The sequence below is a fragment of the Paenibacillus sp. FSL M7-0134 genome, from assembly GCF_038007865.1.
In the GTDB taxonomy this organism is placed as follows: Bacteria; Bacillota; Bacilli; order Paenibacillales; family Paenibacillaceae; genus Paenibacillus; species Paenibacillus polymyxa_B.
In genome coordinates this window covers 1735773-1756726 of the sequence record NZ_JBBOXV010000002.1, presented here as the reverse complement: position 1 = coordinate 1756726, position 20954 = coordinate 1735773, and the positions used below count along the sequence as shown (strand labels likewise).

General features: G+C 46.5%; 23 protein-coding genes. All 23 read right to left on the bottom strand.

From position 1 onward, the window contains the following. Nucleotides 1-24 precede the first annotated feature (24 nt). Nucleotides 25-1569: a chemotaxis protein CheB gene (locus tag NSQ58_RS23700; protein WP_341058571.1), complete on the bottom strand. Its 1545-nt coding sequence runs from the start codon at nt 1567-1569 to the stop codon at nt 25-27. A gap of 30 nt (nt 1570-1599) precedes the next feature. Next, the gene (locus tag NSQ58_RS23695) at nt 1600-2487 is read right to left on the bottom strand and encodes a MinD/ParA family protein (protein ID WP_209941760.1); all 888 of its coding nucleotides are present in this window, start codon (nt 2485-2487) and stop codon (nt 1600-1602) included. Next, nucleotides 2484-3926, bottom strand: coding sequence for a flagellar biosynthesis protein FlhF (gene flhF / locus NSQ58_RS23690; RefSeq protein ID WP_341058315.1), 1443 nt, complete (start codon nt 3924-3926; stop codon nt 2484-2486). The genes NSQ58_RS23695 and flhF overlap by 4 nt, the downstream gene beginning before the upstream one ends. Next, nucleotides 3923-5956 (bottom strand): flagellar biosynthesis protein FlhA, encoded by a 2034-nt coding sequence (gene flhA, locus NSQ58_RS23685; RefSeq protein ID WP_016820963.1) that lies wholly within the window; start codon nt 5954-5956, stop codon nt 3923-3925. The genes flhF and flhA overlap by 4 nt, the downstream gene beginning before the upstream one ends. Nucleotides 5957-5979: 23 nt before the next feature. Then, nucleotides 5980-7092 (bottom strand): flagellar biosynthesis protein FlhB, encoded by a 1113-nt coding sequence (gene flhB, locus NSQ58_RS23680; RefSeq protein ID WP_023988199.1) that lies wholly within the window; start codon nt 7090-7092, stop codon nt 5980-5982. Next, entirely contained in the window at nt 7092-7877 is a 786-nt protein-coding gene (gene fliR, locus NSQ58_RS23675; RefSeq protein WP_023988198.1) for a flagellar biosynthetic protein FliR, read from the bottom strand. Before fliR ends, flhB begins: the two co-directional genes overlap by 1 nt. A 10-nt stretch (nt 7878-7887) precedes the next feature. Beyond that, on the bottom strand, nt 7888-8157 hold the full coding sequence (gene fliQ, locus NSQ58_RS23670; protein WP_007430038.1) for a flagellar biosynthesis protein FliQ: 270 nt from the start codon (nt 8155-8157) through the stop codon (nt 7888-7890). 37 nt (nt 8158-8194) lie between these two features. Continuing rightward, the gene (fliP, locus tag NSQ58_RS23665; protein ID WP_013309901.1) at nt 8195-8950 is read right to left on the bottom strand and encodes a flagellar type III secretion system pore protein FliP; all 756 of its coding nucleotides are present in this window, start codon (nt 8948-8950) and stop codon (nt 8195-8197) included. Then, nucleotides 8947-9480: a flagellar biosynthetic protein FliO gene (locus tag NSQ58_RS23660; protein WP_023988197.1), complete on the bottom strand. Its 534-nt coding sequence runs from the start codon at nt 9478-9480 to the stop codon at nt 8947-8949. The genes fliP and NSQ58_RS23660 overlap by 4 nt, the downstream gene beginning before the upstream one ends. Nucleotides 9481-9492: 12 nt before the next feature. Continuing rightward, on the bottom strand, nt 9493-9858 hold the full coding sequence (locus NSQ58_RS23655; protein WP_010346372.1) for a response regulator: 366 nt from the start codon (nt 9856-9858) through the stop codon (nt 9493-9495). A 29-nt stretch (nt 9859-9887) separates the two neighbouring features. Then, nucleotides 9888-11198, bottom strand: coding sequence for a flagellar motor switch phosphatase FliY (gene fliY, locus NSQ58_RS23650; RefSeq protein WP_053325261.1), 1311 nt, complete (start codon nt 11196-11198; stop codon nt 9888-9890). After that, entirely contained in the window at nt 11188-12186 is a 999-nt protein-coding gene (fliM, locus tag NSQ58_RS23645; RefSeq protein ID WP_023988195.1) for a flagellar motor switch protein FliM, read from the bottom strand. The genes fliY and fliM overlap by 11 nt, the downstream gene beginning before the upstream one ends. Before the next feature lie 43 nt (nt 12187-12229). After that, nucleotides 12230-12703, bottom strand: a complete 474-nt coding sequence (locus NSQ58_RS23640) for a flagellar basal body-associated FliL family protein (protein ID WP_023988194.1) — start codon at nt 12701-12703, stop codon at nt 12230-12232. Next, complete coding sequence (locus NSQ58_RS23635; RefSeq protein ID WP_013309896.1) at nt 12700-12924, bottom strand: flagellar FlbD family protein; 225 nt, start codon at nt 12922-12924, stop codon at nt 12700-12702. The genes NSQ58_RS23640 and NSQ58_RS23635 overlap by 4 nt, the downstream gene beginning before the upstream one ends. Nucleotides 12925-12984: 60 nt before the next feature. Next, nucleotides 12985-13794, bottom strand: coding sequence for a flagellar basal-body rod protein FlgF (gene flgF, locus NSQ58_RS23630; protein ID WP_023988193.1), 810 nt, complete (start codon nt 13792-13794; stop codon nt 12985-12987). A gap of 104 nt (nt 13795-13898) precedes the next feature. Then, the gene (locus NSQ58_RS23625; protein ID WP_023988192.1) at nt 13899-14279 is read right to left on the bottom strand and encodes a TIGR02530 family flagellar biosynthesis protein; all 381 of its coding nucleotides are present in this window, start codon (nt 14277-14279) and stop codon (nt 13899-13901) included. After that, nucleotides 14276-14809: a flagellar hook capping FlgD N-terminal domain-containing protein gene (locus tag NSQ58_RS23620; RefSeq protein ID WP_023988191.1), complete on the bottom strand. Its 534-nt coding sequence runs from the start codon at nt 14807-14809 to the stop codon at nt 14276-14278. Before NSQ58_RS23620 ends, NSQ58_RS23625 begins: the two co-directional genes overlap by 4 nt. 19 nt (nt 14810-14828) lie before the next feature. Beyond that, on the bottom strand, nt 14829-16286 hold the full coding sequence (locus NSQ58_RS23615) for a flagellar hook-length control protein FliK (RefSeq protein WP_028542723.1): 1458 nt from the start codon (nt 16284-16286) through the stop codon (nt 14829-14831). Nucleotides 16287-16312: 26 nt separating this feature from the next. Further along, on the bottom strand, nt 16313-17296 hold the full coding sequence (locus NSQ58_RS23610) for a magnesium transporter MgtE N-terminal domain-containing protein (RefSeq protein ID WP_028542724.1): 984 nt from the start codon (nt 17294-17296) through the stop codon (nt 16313-16315). A gap of 47 nt (nt 17297-17343) precedes the next feature. Next, entirely contained in the window at nt 17344-17787 is a 444-nt protein-coding gene (gene fliJ, locus NSQ58_RS23605; protein ID WP_013309890.1) for a flagellar export protein FliJ, read from the bottom strand. Between the two features lie 10 nt (nt 17788-17797). Beyond that, nucleotides 17798-19117, bottom strand: a complete 1320-nt coding sequence (gene fliI, locus NSQ58_RS23600; RefSeq protein WP_028542725.1) for a flagellar protein export ATPase FliI — start codon at nt 19115-19117, stop codon at nt 17798-17800. Next, nucleotides 19104-19940: a FliH/SctL family protein gene (locus NSQ58_RS23595; protein WP_025723732.1), complete on the bottom strand. Its 837-nt coding sequence runs from the start codon at nt 19938-19940 to the stop codon at nt 19104-19106. The genes fliI and NSQ58_RS23595 overlap by 14 nt, the downstream gene beginning before the upstream one ends. Then, nucleotides 19933-20949: a flagellar motor switch protein FliG gene (gene fliG / locus NSQ58_RS23590; RefSeq protein ID WP_013370674.1), complete on the bottom strand. Its 1017-nt coding sequence runs from the start codon at nt 20947-20949 to the stop codon at nt 19933-19935. The genes NSQ58_RS23595 and fliG overlap by 8 nt, the downstream gene beginning before the upstream one ends. Between the last annotated feature and the right edge of the window lie 5 nt (nt 20950-20954).

The window sequence follows — 20954 nt, the reverse complement described above, 5'->3', positions numbered from 1 at the left end:
CCTCCTCCATGAGTTACACTCCGATTATTTCACAACTTGTACAAGCTTGGGGGCGATCTCCTGCATTGGCAGAAGGTGACGCACACATTTTAACTCTACTGCTGAGCGGGGCATTCCGTACACTACACAAGTTTCCTCATTTTCAGCAAATGTGGATTGTACCCCAGCATCATAAAGCTTTTTCATCATTTTGGCCCCGTCGCTCCCCATTCCAGTGAGCAATACTAGATGCCGCTCCAACGAGGTTAACGAGAGCAACGATTCAAACATCGTATCTACGGAAGGACGGTGACCATTGCGAGCTTCCTCCATCTTCAGTGACACAGTGTATTTACCACCGGCTCCTGGCACAATTCTTAGTTGATATCCCCCTGGGGCAATGTAGGCCGTTCCAGTCTCCAGCGTCATTCCCTGCTCAGCCTCCACAACTCGGAGTGGACTTAACGTGTTTAAGCGTTGTGCCAGCGAACGAGTGAAGTTTGGCGGCATATGCTGAACGATAACGATTGGAGCAGGAAAATCACCAGGAATGCGTTCCAACAGCGTCTTGAGCGCCCGCGGACCGCCCGTAGAACATCCCACCGCCACCAGTTTGCGAAAGCTGGACGTGTGCACACCTTTTTTAAGAGAAAATCCCTTAGGTGTGGCAGGAACTGTAGGTGCCGTTACTGGAGGCGTAGCAGCCGCAGGAGTAGGCGTAGCTGATGAAATCACCGTCTTACGGGGCTCCGGCTTAACCAGCCCTGCTTTATCCTTACCATGCAGCGATTTGCCAGCGGCCGTATTAGAACTGTTTAGTTGCCCTGGTGTTCGTCCCATCCCCTTGGACAAGTCTTCCTTCTTCTGAACAGTAGGTGCTTGGACTGACTTGCTTGGCTGAGCAGCTGGCTGTTCTATGCGCCCCGCTGTAACTGATGTTCCAGACTGTTGTCGTTTAGTTTCCTGCTTGGCTGTTGCCGGGACGGACTTGCCAGCATCACGCTTCGGCTGAGCTGATACAGCAGGTGAAGGAGCAAGCGGAACAACAGGAGGCTTGTCTGTCGAAGCTTGACTGCCTTTTCGTTTCTCAGTCACAGCCTGTCCTGGAGGCTTTTCCTGTGGCGTTTTCTCCGCTTGTTCCAATGCAGCTTTGCGCTCATTAGCTTCCTTGCGTTCCAGGCGGCTCCGCACTGCTTGCATAGCAGTGTGCATCTGTTCCAGCAGCGCCTTGCTCACTTGCTCAATATCTTGCGCATGAGCAATGGAAGGCTTTCTTATAAAATCGAAAGCTCCTGCCTCCAGAGCCATGATGGTCTCCTTCATACCTTGTTCATTAATGCCTGACAGCATAATAACAGGTAGCGGATGGGCTGCCATAATCAATGGTAATGCTTCAAGACCATTCATTTCAGGCATCTCGACATCCATGGTGACCAAATCGGGCTGCAATTCCTTCACTTTCTCTACAGCCTCTTTGCCATTGGCGGCTGTACCTACGATGTTGAACGACTCATCCCTTACAATTAAATCTGTAATAATTTTGCGCATAAAGGCCGAATCATCTACAACCAGCACCTGGTAAGCACACATGTTAAACACCTCTGTTTCCTCTCATCAAAATCAATGTACAGAACGCCGCAACCATTTTTGCATAAACCCTTTAATTCCACTCAATGCACCTGATTGCGGAATCTGTGGCATTGCTGCAAAACGGTGTGCCAGATTCAATACATCTCTTGAAGCCGCACATCCCGGAAAAGCAACCATAAAAGGTACTTGCCTTTTGACTGCTTGCATGACATGAGTATCATCACTGATATGTCCAAGCAACGGGATTTCGATCTCCAAAAAGCGTTTCGCAACCAGTGCGATCTTATCGGCAACTTGACGGGCCTCATTATCGTTATCGGCACGATTGACTATAATTTTGAATGCCGTATCCTTTTGCAACCCGCTGACGACTTTAATTAGCGCATACGCATCTGTTAAGGACGTCGGTTCCGGTGTGGTTACGACCAGGCATTCGTCAGCTGAAGTGATGAATTTAAGGTTTTCTTTAGATAAACCTGCACCTGTATCAAATAAAATGTAATCCATATCTGCCGCCATTTTCTCTACTTCTTCGGCAAAATAATTCAGATCGTTATCCGATAACGTAAACAATTCGCTCAAGCCCGATCCTCCAGCTATATAGGGCAAACCACCTACACCCGTTTGAATAATTTCATCAATTGATTTCTCACGTTTTAGCAGGTGAAGAAGATTGTATTGTGAATTGGCTCCCATTAATACATCAATATTGGCCATACCTATATCAGCATCAAACACAAGTACCTTTCGACCAAGGGATTGCAGAGCCAGAGCAAAGTTCAGCGTGAAATTGGATTTGCCCACCCCGCCTTTACCACTGGTGATCGTTATAATTTTTGCTTGACGATTACGTGGGGGCAATCGATATTTATCCAATGAAGAAGCCATTTGTCTAAGTGATTGGGCTTGGTCACTCATATGGAATCTCCGTTAACTCCTGTTGATGCTTTGGGTCCAAGCAGCATGCTTGTCACCATTTCTGCATCGGGATGAAGCAGGTCGTCAGGAACATTTTGTCCATTGGTAATATAAGCCAGCTGCATCGGAAAATGATGCAAAAGGTTAAACATCCCACCACAGCTACCTGTCTCGTCCATCTTAGTAAATACAACCTTACCAAGACCAAACTTACTGAAATGTCCAGTTATATTGAGCATATCTTTACTTTTGGATGTCAGACTGAGTACCAGATACGTCTCACTTTCATTAATAGGCGAAAGCAGACTTTGCAGTTCCGAAACAAGTAATTCATTACGATAATTTCGTCCTGCGGTATCCATGAGGATCAGGTCACAATGTTCCAGACGTTGAATGGCTCTGTGGACGTCACCAGGAGATTGCACAACTTCAAGCGGTACATTCAAAATCGTAGCATATGTACGCAGTTGCTCGACGGCTGAAATCCGGTACGTGTCAGAAGTAATAAATCCAACTTTGCGATGATGCTTAAACAACTGCTCTGCTGCTAACTTGGCAATGGTTGTCGTTTTCCCTACTCCGGTAGGACCTGCCACATACACAATTTTGGTATCTTTAGAGATCCCTTTGTCCAGTCTTGTCTGAATAAAACTGGCCACTTCCTCACGAAAGGCTTGTTCCCAATCAAAAGTTTCAGGCGCAAAAGGGTGCTCACTCCGACGCACATATATCTGTTCGAGCCAATACTCCAGTAAATCACGTTCCACTTCCTGCTCCAGTACACGCTCACAAATCTCTTGCAACGGCTCCGGCCAAGTACTTTCCAATGAAGAATTTCGGGAAAACCGAGTCATCATGGCTTTCATTTCCCGCAATTCATTAAGCAGAGCCTGATTTTCTTCTACTCCGCTCTTATCTGGAGCACTTACTTCAATGGGCTGTTTAAACAGTTCACTGGATGATTTCATGTTCGAAAGCAATGCTTCATGATCAAGTGCTTGAGATATAGTCTCCAGATTATTTGCAGACCTAGATGACAAATGCTCAGTTGCTGAAGCAGCTTGTTCTTCATTAATCGTTAATTCAGCTTGTTCTTCTTTGGAACCACCCGTCATCTGCGTTACCCGTCGATAAGCTTCTGGAGCAGCTTGTCTGGGAACCACAGACATAAATGATTTTTCTGGCTGTTCAGGAGCGTTCATTAGAGGTGAAGCCGCCTGGGCAAGTTCTTGTGAAGAGGGCCCAAACCGTCGTGGCTTTTGAGGTTGCTTCTCCTCTACCGCAGCAACCACTTCGATTTTCTTTTTACTGAACATTCCCATGAAACCGCCGACCTTCATTTCTTTTGTACTTAAAATGACGGCGTCTGTTCCTAAGTCACCCCTGATTTGCAGCATAGCTTCTGGCATGGTATCCACTACATATCGTTTCACTCTCATAAGTTCACCACCCCGACACTTTGAATTTCAACGTTCGGCTCCAGCTCACTGTACGACAGCACCGGGACATCCTGCATCGTCCGCTCCATCACTTGCCGCAAATACATACGAATTGTCGGTGACGTTAACACAATAGGCTGCTGTCCAGATTGAATAAGGCGGTTGATTTGCTCCATCATTCTTTGATACACCGTTTGCGTAGACACTGGATCAAGAGCCAAGTAGCTACCTTGCTCCGACTGTTGCACGCTTTCAGCAATTTTCTTCTCCAATCCTGGTCCCACTGTAATAACGCGTAACGTCTCCCCTTGTTGGGCAAATTGCTGCGTAATCTGGCGGGACAACGCCTGACGGACATATTCAGTCAGCACGTCGGGATCTTTTGTATAAGTGCCGTAGTCAGCTAATGTTTCGAAAATAGTCACCATATCGCGAATGGAGATTTTTTCTTTCAACAGCTTGGCCAGCACTTTTTGTACATCCCCAATCGCAAGCACAGAAGGAATAAGGTCGTCCACCAGCACTGGATAATTCTCTTTGAGATTGTCGACCAGCGACCGTGTTTCCTGTCTGCCAAGCAACTCATGAGCATGTTTCTTGATCGTCTCCGTAAGATGAGTAGCTACAACTGAAGGTGGATCAACTACGGTATAACCCGATAGTTCCGCAACATCCTTGGTGTTCTCATCAATCCAGAGCGCAGGCAATCCGAAGGCTGGTTCCGTCGTTTCGATTCCTGTAATAGAATCATCGTCGTATCCTGGACTCATAGCCAGGTAATGATTTAACAGAAGCTCTCCGCCGCCCACGGTATTACCTTTAATTTTAATTACATACTCGTTAGGCTTGAGCTGAATGTTGTCCCGAATACGAATGACCGGCACAACCAAACCCAGCTCCAAAGCACATTGACGACGGATCATAATAATCCGATCTAATAAATCCCCGCCCTGCTGTGTATCCGCCAGCGGAATTAACCCGTATCCAAATTCAAATTCAATTGGATCTACTTGAAGCAGATTAATGACACTTTCCGGACTACGGACTTCTTCAATTTGTTGCTCCTCTTCCAGCTGTTCATCGGCTATCTGCTTGCGCTCCATATTGCCCTGCATTCTTCGAGCCGCGAAAAACAGCAGTATCGCCAGTGGAAGAGTTGTAATGATATGAATAGGTGTGAAAAGTCCCAATAATGCAATTGTGGCTGCCACAATGTAGATCAGTTTTGGATAAGAAAAGAGCTGTCCAGTTAAATCCTCCGCCAAGTTGCCATCCGACGTAGCCCGCGTAACAATCAAGCCTGACGCCGTGGATATGAGCAGTGCGGGAATCTGGCTGACCAGTCCGTCACCGATGGTGAGGACAGAATAAGTCGACAGCGCCTCTTGAAATCCTTTTCCCTGAACGGCCATACCGATAATAAAGCCACCGACCAAGTTAATGATCAAAATGATAATACTAGCAATGGCATCACCTTTAACGAATTTACTCGCACCATCCATCGCTCCGTAAAAATCTGCTTCCCGTTCGATTTTACTGCGTCGTTCACGGGCTTGCTGCTCATTGATCAAACCTGCATTCAGATCAGCATCAATACTCATTTGTTTACCCGGCATCGCATCCAACGTAAACCGTGCGCCTACCTCAGCAACCCGCTCAGATCCCTTGGTGATAACAATGAACTGTACGACCACGAGAATGAGAAAGACAACAAAACCGACGGCAATTTGCCCTCCTGCAATCCAACTACCAAACGTAGCAACTACTTCCCCTGCATGGCCCTCACCTAAAATAAGTTTGGTTGTAGAAATATTAAGTGCCAATCGAAACAACGTGGTAATGAGCAACAATGAAGGGAAAATAGAGAACTGTAATGCTTCCTTCGTGTTCATAGAAACGAGTAGAATCATCAAAGCAATAGAAATATTAATGACGAGTAGGATATCCAGCAGCCATGATGGGATCGGGAGAATCATCATAAGAACGATACCGATGACGCCTGCAAGGACAGTTATTTCTTTTATTTTCACGGGTCTCTAGCCCTCCGATCCCTTTATTTCACTTTACCTTTTAATTTATATACATACGCCAGCACTTCGGCAACGGCCTGGAACAGATCAGCTGGTATCGCATCCCCGATTTCGGCTCGTTGAAACAGCGCCCGCGCCAGCGGCTTGTTTTCCATCGTTATTACGCCGTTTTGCTTGGCAATTTCTTTAATTCGGAGTGCAACGTAATCTTGCCCTTTCGCAATAATCTGCGGCGCTTCCATCTCCGAACCGTCATATTTCAAAGCCACAGCAAAGTGCGTAGGGTTGGTGATGATGACATCTGCATTAGGAACCTCCTGCATCATACGCTGCATAGCCATACGGCGCTGACGCTCGCGAATTTTCCCCTTGATCAGCGGGTCACCCTCCATTTTCTTGTATTCATCCTTAATGTCCTGCTTGGACATTTTCAGGTTTTTCTCATGCTCGTAACGTTGATACATATAATCCAACACCGCTAAAACGAACAGCACCACACCAATTTTGAGTCCCAGTTCCATTGTTAATGAAGCTGTAAAGCTCAACATCTGATCGCCGGACATTTCAGCTAGTTTGGGTAGGTCAGCCTTTGTTTTCCAGAGTACGCTGTACACCAGATAACCAATTACGGTCATCTTTAAAACAGATTTCAGGAATTCAACCAATGACCTCATGGAAAAAATATTTTTGAATCCTTTAATCGGATCAATCTTGCTAAACTTGGGCGTAATGCCCTCTCCGGTTAATAAAAAACCGATCTGCATGTAATTTGCTACTATCCCGATGACAATAGCCCCAATAAAAATAGGTGCCAGCATAATCAAGATTTGCACGCCGTACTCACCCATCATCAGCAGCGTTGTGTTCGGCGTTACCTCCATAGAGAGCCGATTCACAAAAATATCTCGAAATAGTCGAACTGCATGATCCTTAAAATACCCGCCGAAAATCATGAGGCAAAAAAACGTAACCAGCAGGACACCAGCGGCGGGCAACTCCATGCTTTTGGCAACCTGCCCTTTTTGTCTTGCATCCTGTTTCTTTTTGGGTGTAGCTTTTTCCGTTTTTTCCCCTGAGAACAACTGCAGGTTCATAGCATATTTAAATGACAAACTACGTTCCTCCAGACCAGACATTAAGGACGATTACCCATAATATCCAACAAGTTGCGCATGGATTCGAACATCACAGAAAACAATCTTTCGAATATAAAAGCAAAACTTGGCATGAGAAGCAGTAACATGAACAGTCCCACAATAATTTTAAGAGGTACACCAATAACAAAAATGTTGAATTGTGGCGCTGTTTTAGCTAAAAAACCGAGTCCCACATCTGTTAAAAAGGTAGCCACTACAATGGGAGCAGCAATTTGAAAAGCAAGCATAAATGATTCCGCAAAAGAACGTACCAGGAATTCAGTTACACTGCCACCATACAGCTTTACAAAAAAATCATTTGTCAACGGTACCCAATCATAGCTGTATAAGATAGCATTTAGCAGATGATGGTGCCCATTTATACTTAAAAAGAACAATACAGCTATGGCAAACTTGAAATTCCCCGTTAAAGGCGTCGAAGCCCCTGTCATGGGATCAAACACACTCGCCATTCCGAAACCCACCTGTAGGTCTATAAAAGAACCTGCGGTTTGGATCGCTGTCATGAACAGATATGCAGTAAACCCCAATAACAACCCAATCAGCACTTCACGGCCCACTAAGAGCACATACGCTACATCAGTCGGTACCTGTTGATGCGTACCATATGTAAGATACACGACCAAAGCTAGAAATCCTGAAATTCCGACCTTAAAGATATTAGGTACCCCTCGGGTTGAAAAAATAGGCGCTACTACAAAAAATGAGGTAATCCGACAAAAAATCAGCAAAAAAACAGGAAAACTCTGTAACAATATGTTCATAACATTCAGCCTAACCTATATATTTGTACAAATTGTCCAGAATGTTATACGTAAAGTCCACTAATGTGGTCAATATCCAGGGCCCGAACAAAAGCAATGCCAGCAATACGGCGACAATCTTCGGAACAAAGGCCAGTGTTTGCTCCTGAATTTGGGTTGTCGCCTGAAAAATGCTGATAATCAAACCCACGACTAGCCCCAAAATCAGCATCGGAGCGCTCACCTTGAGTACAATGTACACCGCTTGCCCAGCCAGGGAAATAATAAACTCCGAAGTCATTGCCGTCCTCCTTGATTGCTGTCCTTGCATGAAGTATTCATGTGTTAAAACTCAGAAGCAATGATTTGACAACCAAATACCAACCATCTACAAGTACGAAAAGCAGTATCTTAAAAGGAAGTGAAATCATTACTGGTGGTAGCATCATCATCCCCATAGCCATGAGTGTACTCGACACCACAATGTCTATAACTAAAAACGGTATGAAAATCATAAAGCCCATCTGAAATGCCGTCTTCAACTCACTGATTGCATAAGCCGGAACCATCACCGTTAGTGGAATATCCTGATAATTCTTTGGTTTTTCCATCTTGGTGTATTTCATAAAGAGCAGTAGATCCTTCTCACGTGTATGAGAGAACATAAAGGTCTTGATCGGTACCGATGCCTTATCCAGCGCCTGAGACTGTGTTATATCCCCCTTGAGATACGGCTGAAGTGCAGTTTCATTCATAGCTGAGAACGTCGGTGCCATAATGAATAAAGTGAGAAACAAAGCCAGCCCGACAAGCACCTGATTAGGCGGCATCTGCTGGGTTCCCAGCGAAGTTCGCACAAAGCCAAGCACAATCACAATTCGCGTAAAACTTGTCATAAGTACAAGCAACGCCGGCGCTACACTAATGACAGTAATAAGTAAAATAATAGACAGCGAGGTGGCACCGGGCTGTCCTTTGTCCGAATTGCCGACTTGAATATCAATGTTCGGAATCGGTTCCGCAGAGGCCGCCGTCACCGAAATGAAGCTGAACAAGACAAGCAGCAAACATGCAAGTATAATCTTTTTTCTCATGAATCTCCCGACCGATCTGTAGTATTCTCCTCATTGCGCAGCTTTTCAAGTTTATCCTTGCGATTCGGCATTTGCCGAAGCTTGGATTCAAACATCTCGTGAAAAGATGTCTCCTCTTCAGGCTGCTGCTGTGCCGCGTTGTTCCGGCGAAGCTTATCCGCAATTTTAGCGAATAGCGGGGCAATCGGGCCGCGCTGCAGAGAAGCTTCTTGCTCCAGTGCGGCCAAAATTTGCTCCACTTCTTCAGGATCGGATACTTTGTCAACAAGCCGGATATCTTCTCCCACACCAATGAGGTACACACTGCTACCAACTTCAACAAGCTGAAGGGATTTATTGGGACCAAGTCCCACGCCTCCCAGTATGCGAACGGAGCGGTTGCTGAACCAGCTCTGATTTCTTTTACTCAAAAACCGTATCAAGTACACGATCAGTACGATGATAAAGATTAGCACGAAAAGGACCCAGGCAATGTTGCCTATATTGCTGGATGTACTCAATGCGTCAGAGGCACCCTGTTGTGTATCCATACTGGGTGCGCCTTACACACCCAGTGTTTTGTTGATGGCTTCGATAACCCGATCCGATTGGAAAGGCTTAACGATAAAATCTTTTGCGCCAGCTTGAATGGCATCAATAACCATTGCTTGCTGACCCATCGCGGAACACATGATAACCTTTGCGTTCGCGTCAATTTGTTTGATTTCCTTCAGAGCGGCAATGCCGTCCATTTCAGGCATCGTGATATCCATCGTAATCAGGTCCGGACGAAGCTCCTTGAATTTTTCAATGGCCTGTGATCCGTCCTGGGCCTCTCCTACTACTTCAAATCCATTTTTGGACAGGATGTCCCGAATCATCATTCTCATAAATGCAGCATCGTCCACGATCAAAATACGGTTTGCCATCTGAAATAAATCCTCCCTAAATTATGCTTTTATTGTAATTTTTGAATACGGTCCCATTGGCTTACAATATCTGTTACACGCACGCCAAAGTTCTCGTCGATTACGACAACCTCGCCCTTGGCAATCAGTTTGTTGTTAACCAAAATGTCCACCGGCTCCCCGGCAAGCTTGTCCAGTTCAATAATTGAACCTTGTGAGAGCTCCAGAATATCTTTAATTTGCTTTTGGGTCCTTCCTAATTCTACGGTGACTCTAAGGGGAATGTCCATCAATAAATTTAAATTGTTTTCATCCACTTGCGCAAATGCACCGGACTGCAAGTTAGAAAATTGTACAGGTTGTACATTTACATTACGTCCCGGTACTGCGCCGTAGTGATGAGGCGTTCCGTAAGGAGCTTGCGGCGGTACACCAGCTGGCATTCCATAACCCGGTGTTCCATAGCCTGGAGCGCCCTGCTGCCCATATCCCGGGTCTTGAGGATACATTGGCGGTTGTTGCCCATAGCCTGCGTCTTGTGGCGCCTGCGCGGCTGCAGGCTGCTGCTGATAGGCTGGTGCAGGCGGTTGCTGCGGAACGCTAGCTTGTTGCGGCGCTTCAGGAGCTGCTGTTGCAGCTACCTGCTGTGCGGACGCTTGCGGTTGTTCCTCATCCTCTCCGCCATTCATTAGGATGCTCACCATTTTTTTGGCGAAATTAACAGGTAACAGTTGCATCAGCGTAGAGTCAATAAGATCCCCGATCAATAAACGGAAGGATACTGTAATGAGCGTCTCTTCATCCGGCAGACTGGATACTCCATCACCGTGCATAGGATCCAAAATATCAATCCCCGGTGGAGAGATATTAACAAAACGATTAAACATGGTAGACATAGAGGTCGCCGACGACCCCATCATCTGGTTCATCGCTTCCTGCACGGCACTGATGTGGATTTCATTCAATTCTTCATCTACTGGGTTTCCTTCACCACCAAGCATTAAGTCAGCTATCACTTGTGCATCACGCTTTTTGATTACGAGTGAGTTAATACCCTCGAATCCATCAACATAATTTACATGTACAGCTACGTGTGGCTTTGGAAATGCAGTTTCAAATTCAGAACGGGTAATAATTGAAACTTTAGGTGTCGTAATATCCACCTTTTGACCGAGCAGTGTGGAAAGAGCCGTAGCTGCGCTGCCGAACGTTATATTACCGATTTCCCCGAGAGCATCCTGCTCCAGAGGAGTCAGAAAATCGTCAACGGTCTTGTTGGCGGGAGTAGAATCCGTCCCCGCTTCAGACTGTTTCAGCAAGGCATCGATTTCCTCCTGGGACAAATAGTCTTTACTCGTCAATTTCTTCAACTCCTTCGTTGACAATTTCATCAATTTGTACGGCAACACGATCTCTTACCATGCCGGGACTTCCCATAAACTTCAATTTCTCTCCTACCCGGATGGATAGTCCTTCTTTGACAGGCTTGTTCAATGAAATGACATCCCCTACCGAAAGACCCAGAAACTCGGCTACATTTATTCGGGATTCACCCAACTCCGCAATAATAGGGAGCTCTGCTTTGGTGACCCGTAATCTCAAGGCGTCGATCTCTTCGGGCGCCCTTGATTTCTTTTCGGATGTAAACCACTGGTGCGTGGACAGTCTGGCCATAATGGGTTCCAATACCACGTGCGGGATACAGAGGTTAATCATCCCTGTGGTATCACCAATTTTGGTGCTAAGCGAAATCAGAGCAATCGTTTCATTCGGCGAAACAATCTGCATGAACTGCGGATTTGTTTCCATCGCCTCTAGGCGCGGTTCAATGTCCAGTACCGTTTTCCAAGCCTCTTGCAGGCTATCAAAGGTACGACTGAAAATCCGCTCCATGATCGTCGTCTCGATTTCGGTCAACGCAGCAACCTTTGACGGTGCCGAACCTGTTCCTCCGAGAAGCCTGTCCAACATGGCATAAGCAACGTTCGGGTGAACCTCAAGCACCATACGGCCTTCCAGCGGTTCAGCTTCAAAAATGTTTAGAATGGTCATTTTCGGAATGGAGCGAATGAATTCATCATAAGGAAGCTGCTCCACCTGAACGACATTAATTTGGACAAAAGTACGAAGCTGCGCTGAAAAATATGTGGTCAGATACCGTGCAAAGTTCTCGTGTATCCGCGTCAGACTCCGTATATGATCCTTGGAAAACCTCAGCGCTCTTTTAAAATCATAAGCGCGAACTTTCTTTTGGGTATCTTCCTTTTTAAGTTCTTCCGCATCCATTTCACCGGACGAAAGAGCTGCTAAAAGGGCATCAATTTCCCCTTGTGACAGTACATCCACCAATGTTATTCACCCCCTTACGTGTTCCTGACAAGTTCACCTGGAATCAAATGGCTGCCAGCAAAAAGTCTGTAATTTTGGCGTTCCCCAGGTGACCTTCAGGGAGCGACTTGTTGATGAGATCCGTCAGCTTGTCACTGAACTGGTCCCGGCCTTTAGCCGTTCTGAGCTCATCAGGTTTGGTGTCTGCAAGTAATTGAATAACGATGGGCTTAATACTGATATCTTTGATTTTTTCAAAAGATTCTTTTGCTTTGGCATCGTTCAATTGAAAAGATAGGTTCATCTGGACAATGTAATCTGCGTCTGCCAAATTCGTTTTGATACCGGTAATTTCAGAGCTCACTTCCACCAATTCATCTGCTGACAATCTTGGAAGTTGTTCTGCTTGAGCAGCTTGCGCATTCGGTATGACTTCCGACTTCTTCCCGCTAAGCGCTGGTATAAGTACAAAGGCCGCGCCTGCAATCAAAGTAATCGCGAGTAAAATTGTAATGAGCCATGGCAGCATCTTCTTCATTCGTCTTCCTCCATTTGTTGCACTTTTATCGTGGCGGCATGCATGCCGATTTCACGGCTGTAACCCTTGATCAAGGAGACGACATCTGCCGCTTTTTCCAATACAATCAACCGTTTCCCCGTCACCAAAGTGACGTATGTATCCGGTGTTTCCTCCACAGTCTCAATGAGCAGCGCATTAAGCCACATAGGCGAGCCGTTCAGCCGCGTTAACGGGATCATCGTAACACCAACCTCCTGATAGGTGCGGAGGAGCCTCTACTCCTCCGCGTTTAAATGAGATTATCGTTTCAAGTTTACAACTTCCTGAAGCACTTCATCCGAGGTCGTAATGATACGCGAGTTCGCTTGGAATCCGCGCTGAGCTACGATCATTTCGGTAAATTCGCCTGTCAGATCAACGTTGGACATTTCCAGCTGACCCGCGATGATAGCTCCACGCCCCTCTGAGTTGGCTGCTCCAGGCTCAATTGCATCAATATTTGAGTTGACCGTAGTACGGTACAAGCTCCCACCGATTTTTTCTAAACCTTCTGGATTCGTGACTCTGGCTAATCCAATTTGTGTACCATTATCAACTGTTCCGTCATCCAATTGTTGTACAATTGTACCGTCCTGTGAGATAGAGACTGCCGTAACATTGTCAGCAAGTGTGATTGGATCTCCACCCAAATCTCCCACAAAAAATCCATCGGAAGTAACCAGATTCCGGTTTGCATCTATGTGGAAATCACCCGCACGAGTCAGATAAGGAACTTCCTGTGCATCATTCATTTTGACCAGGAAAAATCCGTCACCGTTAATACGTAAATCCGTTGGGTTGTTCGTAGTCATTGCACTACCTGGAAGATGCAGTGTATCAATTGAGCTGACCGATACCCCCAAACCTACCTGCTTGGCATTCTGCCCGGCGGTTGTTGTTCCGTCTGGTGCACTTGCGCCTGAACTCGTTTGGCTCAAGATATCCTTGAACATTACTCGGCTGGACTTGAAGCCTGTAGTATTTACGTTTGCAATGTTGTTACCGATAACGTCCAGCTTCGTTTGAAAGCCCTTCATGCCCGATACACCTGAATACATTGATCTCAACATTGAGTATAAATCCTCCTCTGATTGGTTGCTTAGTTGACCGCATCAGTCGATCCGCGGCTTTTTCATGGCTTTCCTATTCGGGCCAGCCACTTCGTATACATTTTTCATGAAATAATTACAGCACTATCTATCTGCGTAAATACGTTATCCTCCATGGATTTCTTATCCATCGCGGTAACAACTGTTCGATTAGGTACACTTACAATCAAAGCCATATCCTGCATTAAAATCAATGATTCTTTGGCGCCTTTGGCAGCTGCTTTATCCACAGCAGAGTTGATTTTCGCCATTTGGTCACTTCTCAACTCTATTCCCCGCTGCTCCAGACGCTTGGCTGCATGGTTGCTCAGCTTGAGCACCTGATCCTGCAACACCTGACCGAACGGTCTGGCATCCTTGGATACCGAATTCACTCGGTTTTGTGTGATTGCTGCCGGGGGCACGTTGGCGGGAAAAAGGCGTCCGACCGTTATCCTGTCATTCATGAGTTCTCACCGCTTCCAGTAGAGGAAGAAGATGAAGTATCCGATGTACCTGTAGCGGGAGTCGTTGTGTTAGCTTGGCTCACTGATGTTACATCTTTTAATGCCACCTCAGCCGCTCCCATTTTGGCATACTGCACACCGTCGCGAATAACGATGGAATCTACGATTCCACTTTTTACTGTACCCGCACCTGTTTCACCTGTAATGGAGTCTTTTTTACCTGCCTCAATCCAGCTGACTTCTTTTCCTATCAAACCGGAAGCCGTACCTAAAGACTGTCCCAATGCATTCAACTGCGTAGAAATGTTCATTAGTTGTTCTACCGAGGAAAACTGGGCCATTTGAGCGATAAATTCTTTATCCTCCAAAGGCTGCATCGGATCCTGATTTTGTAGCTGGGTGATCAAAATTTTCAGAAATTGATCTTTACCCATCGTTTTAGTATCCTTGGCACTTGCTGTTTTGACATTATTCACATTGTAATTCGGCCAGACGTTACTGGTGGATACATTGTTGTCTGTAGTCGTCATTGTGTTCTCACCTCCATCATTACGCTTGTGCTGTAAAGGAGCCTGTCCGATTCATATCATCTGCGCGTTGTTCTGCTGTCCAGTTACGAAGCTCTTCTGCCATTTCAGCTACCTTCATAGCATCCTCGCTCTCTTCTCTACCACGAGCTTTGGAACGTTGGTTGGATTGCTGCTGCTGATTAGCTCCAGATCCGCGTCCATCCTGATACATATGGGAGGAAAGCGACTCATTGTGCGTTACTTCTACCTTATCTACCTGGATACCTTGGCTCTGCAGGCTCGAACGCAGCTGCGACATTTGCTGTTCCAGCAAATCCTTCGCTCCGCTATGCTCAGTCATGAACTGGGCAACCAGATGACCATTTTGCATCGTCAGCTTAACCTCCAGCTGGCCCAGATGATCTGGACGAAGCATGATGGTCGCTTCCGTCAAACCAGTGCGTTTTACAATGTCAAGTTTCTGAACTACAAATTCGGTCATCTCCTTGGCAAATTGCCGTACATGTACGACTGGTTGAGCTGGAGCCGAAGGTGTTGTTCCTTGCGTTTGTACCGAAAGCTGTCCCGCAGTTGTGATCACTGGAGTCTGATTGTCAGTTGCTGTCGGATCCGCTTGCTCAGTTGCATCTACGAATGCACTCGCTTCATCCGCTCCAGTCGTCTTAACTGTAGACTGAACGAGAATATTAGTTGATGAACGTTGCCCTTCTGAACCTTGCTGATTAGTTTCGCCCTGACTTGCTTGCTGCTGAGAAACAACAACCTGTTTGTCTGTAGTAGCTGTAGCTACGGTCTGAGTACCATTTGCTCGATTTGCAGAAGGCTGAACCGCTTGTGAGTCCCCACCATCAGCAAGTTCCACAGCTTTCATTACACCATTCCACTGCTCATCGGAAATAGCTCCCGTCCCTGCCGTTGCGCTTTGGAGCGATTGTAGCAACTGTGCCACCTGGGACTTTTGGTCTCCAGAAGCCTGCTCTGCTACATTGGCAAGTTGTGACAAAGCGTCCTGCAATGCAAATCGAAGAGTAGCCGGGTTGGCTGCCAAGGCTGTTAAGCCTGTCGCCTCTGACGTTTCTCCACCGTTTAACTGTTGATTTGTTCCGTCGCCTTGCAAAAACTGTTGTACTTGCTGAATCCACGCTTGCAGAGAAGCAAGCAGAGCAGGATCGGCAGCTACCTGATCATCCAGCTTTTCGAGATTTTGCAGCAAAGGAGCCAGTGTTTCGACCAGCGGCTCGGTTGGAGCTTCCGTGGATTCTCCGGTTGCAATCAGCGGAAGTACCATAACTAATGGAGAACCGTTCGCATCTGTGCCTGCTGAGTCCGTTTGCCCGCCTGTCATCATTTGCGTAAGTGTTTGATTAAAAGCACCCGTGGTTGCTCCGGCAGCCGTGGCTGTACTCGTTGTTGAGGCTGTCGTACTGCTAGCTGTTTGACTGGAGCTGAGCGATACACTTTGAGAAATAAGGGTCATTTATTTTTCACCTCCCTTCATTTAAATTACTTACTGCCCATCAGTTTGTTCAAAATTTTTGCAGTCTGAGCCGCATCCTTGGCAGACATATTTTGTAGTAAAGAACCACGTGTCGAATCATCTACTGTATTTAATATGTTTAATGCCTTGTCTGGACTGATTTTGTAAGTTTGTAAAATAAGTTCGGCACCGCTCTTCTTGTCCATGGAAGCAAATGTGCTACTGATTTGAGTGCTTTGCAAACTCTTACTCGTCGTGCCAGCTGTGGTACCTTGATCCTTTTTCAGACGAGACTGCAACGCAGCAACTGACAAATCCGTAGATGGCGTTACGTTTTTCAGAGCCATAGTAATATCGGCTGCTTTTTTAGCGTCCATCTTTTGCAAAATCTTTGCACTGTTGGCAGGGTCCATGTAGCTTAGCAGCTGCACAGTCTCTTCCGTAGTCAGATTCTCCATAATCGGTGCCGCTTTACTAGCTGTCATTCCTTCATACATGCTAGCAAGATCTCTGGCCTGTTTTACATAAGGATCTTCATTTGTTGTTCCACCTGTAGTTTGCGTACCAGCCTGTCCCTGCTGACTGGCCTGTGGCTGCTGTTCCTGTTGCGTTTGCAGCGTATTGACCTGATTCTGCAGTTCAGTAACCTTTTTATCTTGTGTCGTCTTAGCAGCGGTAGCCTTTTTAAGCTCCTCCGTCTGCTTGGCTAAATCTGACTTTAACTGCTGAATGGTTGCTTCAGAACTTTCAGACTGTGCCTTCTGATCTGCCTCTTTCGTCTGGGTAGCCTTATCTTTCGGTTCAGGCACCCAATTTTTAACAACTGGTATTTTGTTCCCTAATGAAATCATTTCGCTTCTGAAGTCCATATTGAACAATGTAAGCAGGACCCCGACCAGAACGATTGTGAACACAATCGGAATCAGGAAAAACATAAACCGTTCAAATCCCCCGCCTGATTCTTTTCCTAAATCCATATCCAGTTCATTTTCTGCTAACTTCTGTGCCATCGTCTTCCTCCTCAGGCAGCTGATATGCGTATCCTATGACTTTCCGCTTACCGGGCTTTCATGGCAAATCGCACGGAAGCCATTTCATCCAGCTCGTTCTGCTCGCGCAGGAGCATTTCCTGTTGGAATTTCACGTTGGCCTTCTCTCTCGCTTTCAGCCAAACCTGTTCATCCAGCATTTTATCGGTCAAAACGGTTTGTTTGCTTTGCACATTTTGCTGCGCATATTGAACATCCCTATGCTTGCGTGTAATACATTGGTCCAGATGATTAACATAAGCCTGTAATTCCTGAATGGTAGAGAGTGGCGCGCAATCCTCGGCAGCCTTTTGAATGGCTGATATGACCCGATTCCTTTCGCCTACAAGCTGTGTTAATGTCTGCTCCTCAGCCTGCAATTGTCCAACAGCACTGGAAAGCAACCATTCGGCCTGTGACTTTTCGTTGGTTTTCAAGTCTACAACTTTCTGAAAGGAATACTGAAATCTCATCGTTCAACCTTCATCTCCTCATAAATTCAGAAATCAAACGCTCCCTTACCTCGTCCAGCTCAGCCTTTTCATCTGTTCTTTGTCTTGTAAAATCCCATATATCCCGTATACGCTCCATGGATTCGTCAATTTCTGCATTTGAACCCTGCTGATAGGCCCCGATATTAATCAGGTCCTCCGAATCTTTGTAAACGGCCATCAAGCGCTTAATGTTCTCGGCAGCGTCTATCTGATCTCGTGGTGCGATATCCTTCATAACCCGGCTAATACTCGCTAACACATCAATTGCGGGAAAATGTCCTTTGTTCGCAATCCCACGATTCAAGACAATGTGTCCATCCAAAATCCCGCGCACCGCATCCGCGATGGGCTCGTTCATATCATCACCATCGACCAGCACCGTATAAAAAGCGGTTATGGAGCCAGTAGGACCTGTCCCTGCACGTTCTAGAAGCTTAGGTAGACTAGCAAACACGGAAGGTGTGTACCCTCTCATTGCTGGCGGCTCCCCTACGGCTAGTCCCACTTCACGTTGGGCCATCGCATACCGGGTAACTGAATCCATCATCAGCATGACATTTAACCCGCGATCCCGAAAATATTCCGCGATCGTCGTTGCAATAAGTGCACCCTTAATACGGATTAACGCAGGCTGGTCGGAAGTTGCCACAATGACCACGGAACGTTCTAGTCCCTCCGGACCTAAATCCCGTTCAATAAAGTCCAGCACCTCGCGTCCACGTTCCCCGATCAAGGCAATTACATTCACATCAGCTTCCGTATTACGAGCAATCATTCCCATCAAGGTACTTTTACCTACACCCGAACCTGCAAAAATACCAACCCGTTGTCCTTTACCGATAGTAAGCAACCCGTCGATAGCGCGCACCCCGATACTGATTGGTTCCTGCACACGCGGACGATTCAGCGGATTGGACGGAATATTGAAGGTTGAATATCTCGCCATTCGAGAGGGAATCAATGAGCCATCCAGAGGCTGACCCAATCCGTCCAGCACTTTGCCTAACAGCTCCGACCCGACCTGCACATTCAACGGTTTCCCTGTTCCTACAACATCACAACCGGGACCAATGGATTGCAGTTCTCCAAGTGGCATCAGAAGCACTTTATTGTCCCTGAAGCCTACGACCTCCGCTTGCAAGGGCTTTGCCGTTTTACCCGGATAAATGTAACAAACATCCCCGATACTGGCGTCTGGACCTTCCGATTCAACCATCAAGCCGATAACCTGCGTAACCTTGCCATTTACCCGAACCGGGTCCAGCTGGCGCAAATGATCCATGTAGCGCTGCGCATTAAGCCCCTTCATGTCTTCGCTCCTCATTCTCATGTGCCAGACGCAATAATTCCTTTTTGATCTCAGCTAATTGTGTATCAATCCGCGCATCCACACTTCCAAAGGAAGAACGGATAACACAACCGCGATCTTTCACAGTACCATCAGGAATAATTTGCAGTTCTGCCTGCGAATCGACAGTTAATGACAATTCTTCTCGCGCACCTTGCACAAATGCGAAATGCTGAGGCGACACACACAATGTAATGGTTCCTTTTTCCCGCTTACGAGCCAAATTTTTACGAATTAATTCAATCGTGTATTCAGGCTCAAGGCTAAGCTGTTTCTCAATGACCTTCTCAGCAATAGCACTACTCAGTTCAACCAGGAAAGGCTCAGCTTCCTGAATCAGTTGTTCCTTGATCTCATAGGCCTGACGCAGAATATCCTGTGCTTCTTCCATCATCTGCTCTGATTTCGTCTGGAGCTCGGCCTCAGCCAGCTTCTGACCTTCTTCATATCCTTGCTGAAACCCATCAGCTTTTAACGACTGAGTTAACTGCTCGTCATGCTCGCGTCGTTCCTGCCACCAGGCTTCAATCTGCTGCTGTGCCTCCTGAAGCATCCGTTCCGCTTCTTCAGCTGCCTCGCGAACCTGACGTTCGGCAAAATCCTTAGCATCATTCAGCATTTCATCCCGTAGCCGTTCAGCCTCGTGATCTCGCTGAGGCTCCGGCTCCGTATATTCAGTTGTGATTTCTTCATCCGTCGTTTCTGGCGCATACGTATGTGCCACATCAATTGTTTTCAAAGCCTCTACAGGAACATATTGGAAAGATTTGATCAAGTTAGACAATGATGTCATCTCCTCCGCCGCGTGCGATTATAATCTCACCGGCCTCTTCCAATCTGCGGATTGTCGATACGATACGTGTCTGTGCTTCTTCCACATCACGCAACCGCACCGGTCCCATGTACTCCATTTCCTCTTTGAAGGTTTCTGCCATACGTTTCGACATATTTCGGAAAATCACATCGCGTACTTCTTCACTGGACACTTTAAGCGCCAATTGCAAATCTGCATTGTCGATATCGCGGATAATGCGCTGAATGGAACGGTTGTCCACATTGACGATATCCTCGAACACGAACATTCTTTTCTTGATTTCCTCAGCCAGTTCTGGATCTTGAATTTCAAGCGAGTCGAGAATCGTACGTTCGGTTCCGCGGTCTACGCCATTCAAAATCTGAACAATGGACTCGATACCACCCGCATTTGTATAATCCTGCGTTGCGGTTGCAGATAGCTTTTGCTCTAACACTCGTTCCACCTGGGAAATAACTTCCGGAGATGTACTGTCCATGACAGCGACACGCCGGGCCACATCTGCCTGTTTTTCCTGTGGCAGAGACGACAGAATTGCAGCCGCCTGCTCGAATTGCAAGTACGAAAGCACGAGAGCAATCGTTTGCGGATTCTCATTCTGTATAAAATTCAATATCTGGTTTGGATCAGCCTTGCGGGCAAAATCGAAGGGTCTTACCTGTAACGTCGCTGTTAGACGGTTAATGACCTCAACTGCTTTTTGCGACCCGAGTGCTTTTTCCAATATTTCTTTAGCGTAATTAATACCGCCTTGGGAAATGTACTCCTGAGCCAAACAAATTTGATGAAACTCGGCCATGATGGAGTCTTTCTCAATGGCATCGACCTTCCGCACATTGGCAATTTCCAATGTAAGTTGCTCGATCTCCTCATCACGCAAATGCTTGAATATTTGAGCAGATACCTCTGGTCCCATTGTGATGAGAAGTATAGCCGCCTTCTGTCTTCCCGTTAAACCTTGACTGCTTGCCTTTGCCAATGAAC

Excerpts from the sequence above, each read along its gene's own strand:
- NSQ58_RS23700 (WP_341058571.1), bottom strand. The coding sequence starts at position 1,569 with ATGTGTGCTTACCAGGTGCTGGTTGTAGATGATTCGGCCTTTATGCGC.
- NSQ58_RS23695 (WP_209941760.1), bottom strand. The coding sequence starts at position 2,487 with ATGAGTGACCAAGCCCAATCACTTAGACAAATGGCTTCTTCATTGGAT.
- flhF (WP_341058315.1), bottom strand. The coding sequence starts at position 3,926 with ATGAGAGTGAAACGATATGTAGTGGATACCATGCCAGAAGCTATGCTG.
- flhB (WP_023988199.1), bottom strand. The coding sequence starts at position 7,092 with ATGTCTGGTCTGGAGGAACGTAGTTTGTCATTTAAATATGCTATGAAC.
- fliR (WP_023988198.1), bottom strand. The coding sequence starts at position 7,877 with ATGAACATATTGTTACAGAGTTTTCCTGTTTTTTTGCTGATTTTTTGT.
- fliQ (WP_007430038.1), bottom strand. The coding sequence starts at position 8,157 with ATGACTTCGGAGTTTATTATTTCCCTGGCTGGGCAAGCGGTGTACATT.
- fliP (WP_013309901.1), bottom strand. The coding sequence starts at position 8,950 with ATGAGAAAAAAGATTATACTTGCATGTTTGCTGCTTGTCTTGTTCAGC.
- NSQ58_RS23660 (WP_023988197.1), bottom strand. The coding sequence starts at position 9,480 with ATGGATACACAACAGGGTGCCTCTGACGCATTGAGTACATCCAGCAAT.
- NSQ58_RS23655 (WP_010346372.1), bottom strand. The coding sequence starts at position 9,858 with ATGGCAAACCGTATTTTGATCGTGGACGATGCTGCATTTATGAGAATG.
- NSQ58_RS23640 (WP_023988194.1), bottom strand. The coding sequence starts at position 12,703 with ATGAAGAAGATGCTGCCATGGCTCATTACAATTTTACTCGCGATTACT.
- NSQ58_RS23635 (WP_013309896.1), bottom strand. The coding sequence starts at position 12,924 with ATGATCCCGTTAACGCGGCTGAACGGCTCGCCTATGTGGCTTAATGCG.
- flgF (WP_023988193.1), bottom strand. The coding sequence starts at position 13,794 with ATGTTGAGATCAATGTATTCAGGTGTATCGGGCATGAAGGGCTTTCAA.
- NSQ58_RS23625 (WP_023988192.1), bottom strand. The coding sequence starts at position 14,279 with ATGAATGACAGGATAACGGTCGGACGCCTTTTTCCCGCCAACGTGCCC.
- NSQ58_RS23620 (WP_023988191.1), bottom strand. The coding sequence starts at position 14,809 with ATGACGACTACAGACAACAATGTATCCACCAGTAACGTCTGGCCGAAT.
- NSQ58_RS23615 (WP_028542723.1), bottom strand. The coding sequence starts at position 16,286 with ATGACCCTTATTTCTCAAAGTGTATCGCTCAGCTCCAGTCAAACAGCT.
- NSQ58_RS23610 (WP_028542724.1), bottom strand. The coding sequence starts at position 17,296 with ATGGCACAGAAGTTAGCAGAAAATGAACTGGATATGGATTTAGGAAAA.
- fliJ (WP_013309890.1), bottom strand. The coding sequence starts at position 17,787 with ATGAGATTTCAGTATTCCTTTCAGAAAGTTGTAGACTTGAAAACCAAC.
- fliI (WP_028542725.1), bottom strand. The coding sequence starts at position 19,117 with ATGAAGGGGCTTAATGCGCAGCGCTACATGGATCATTTGCGCCAGCTG.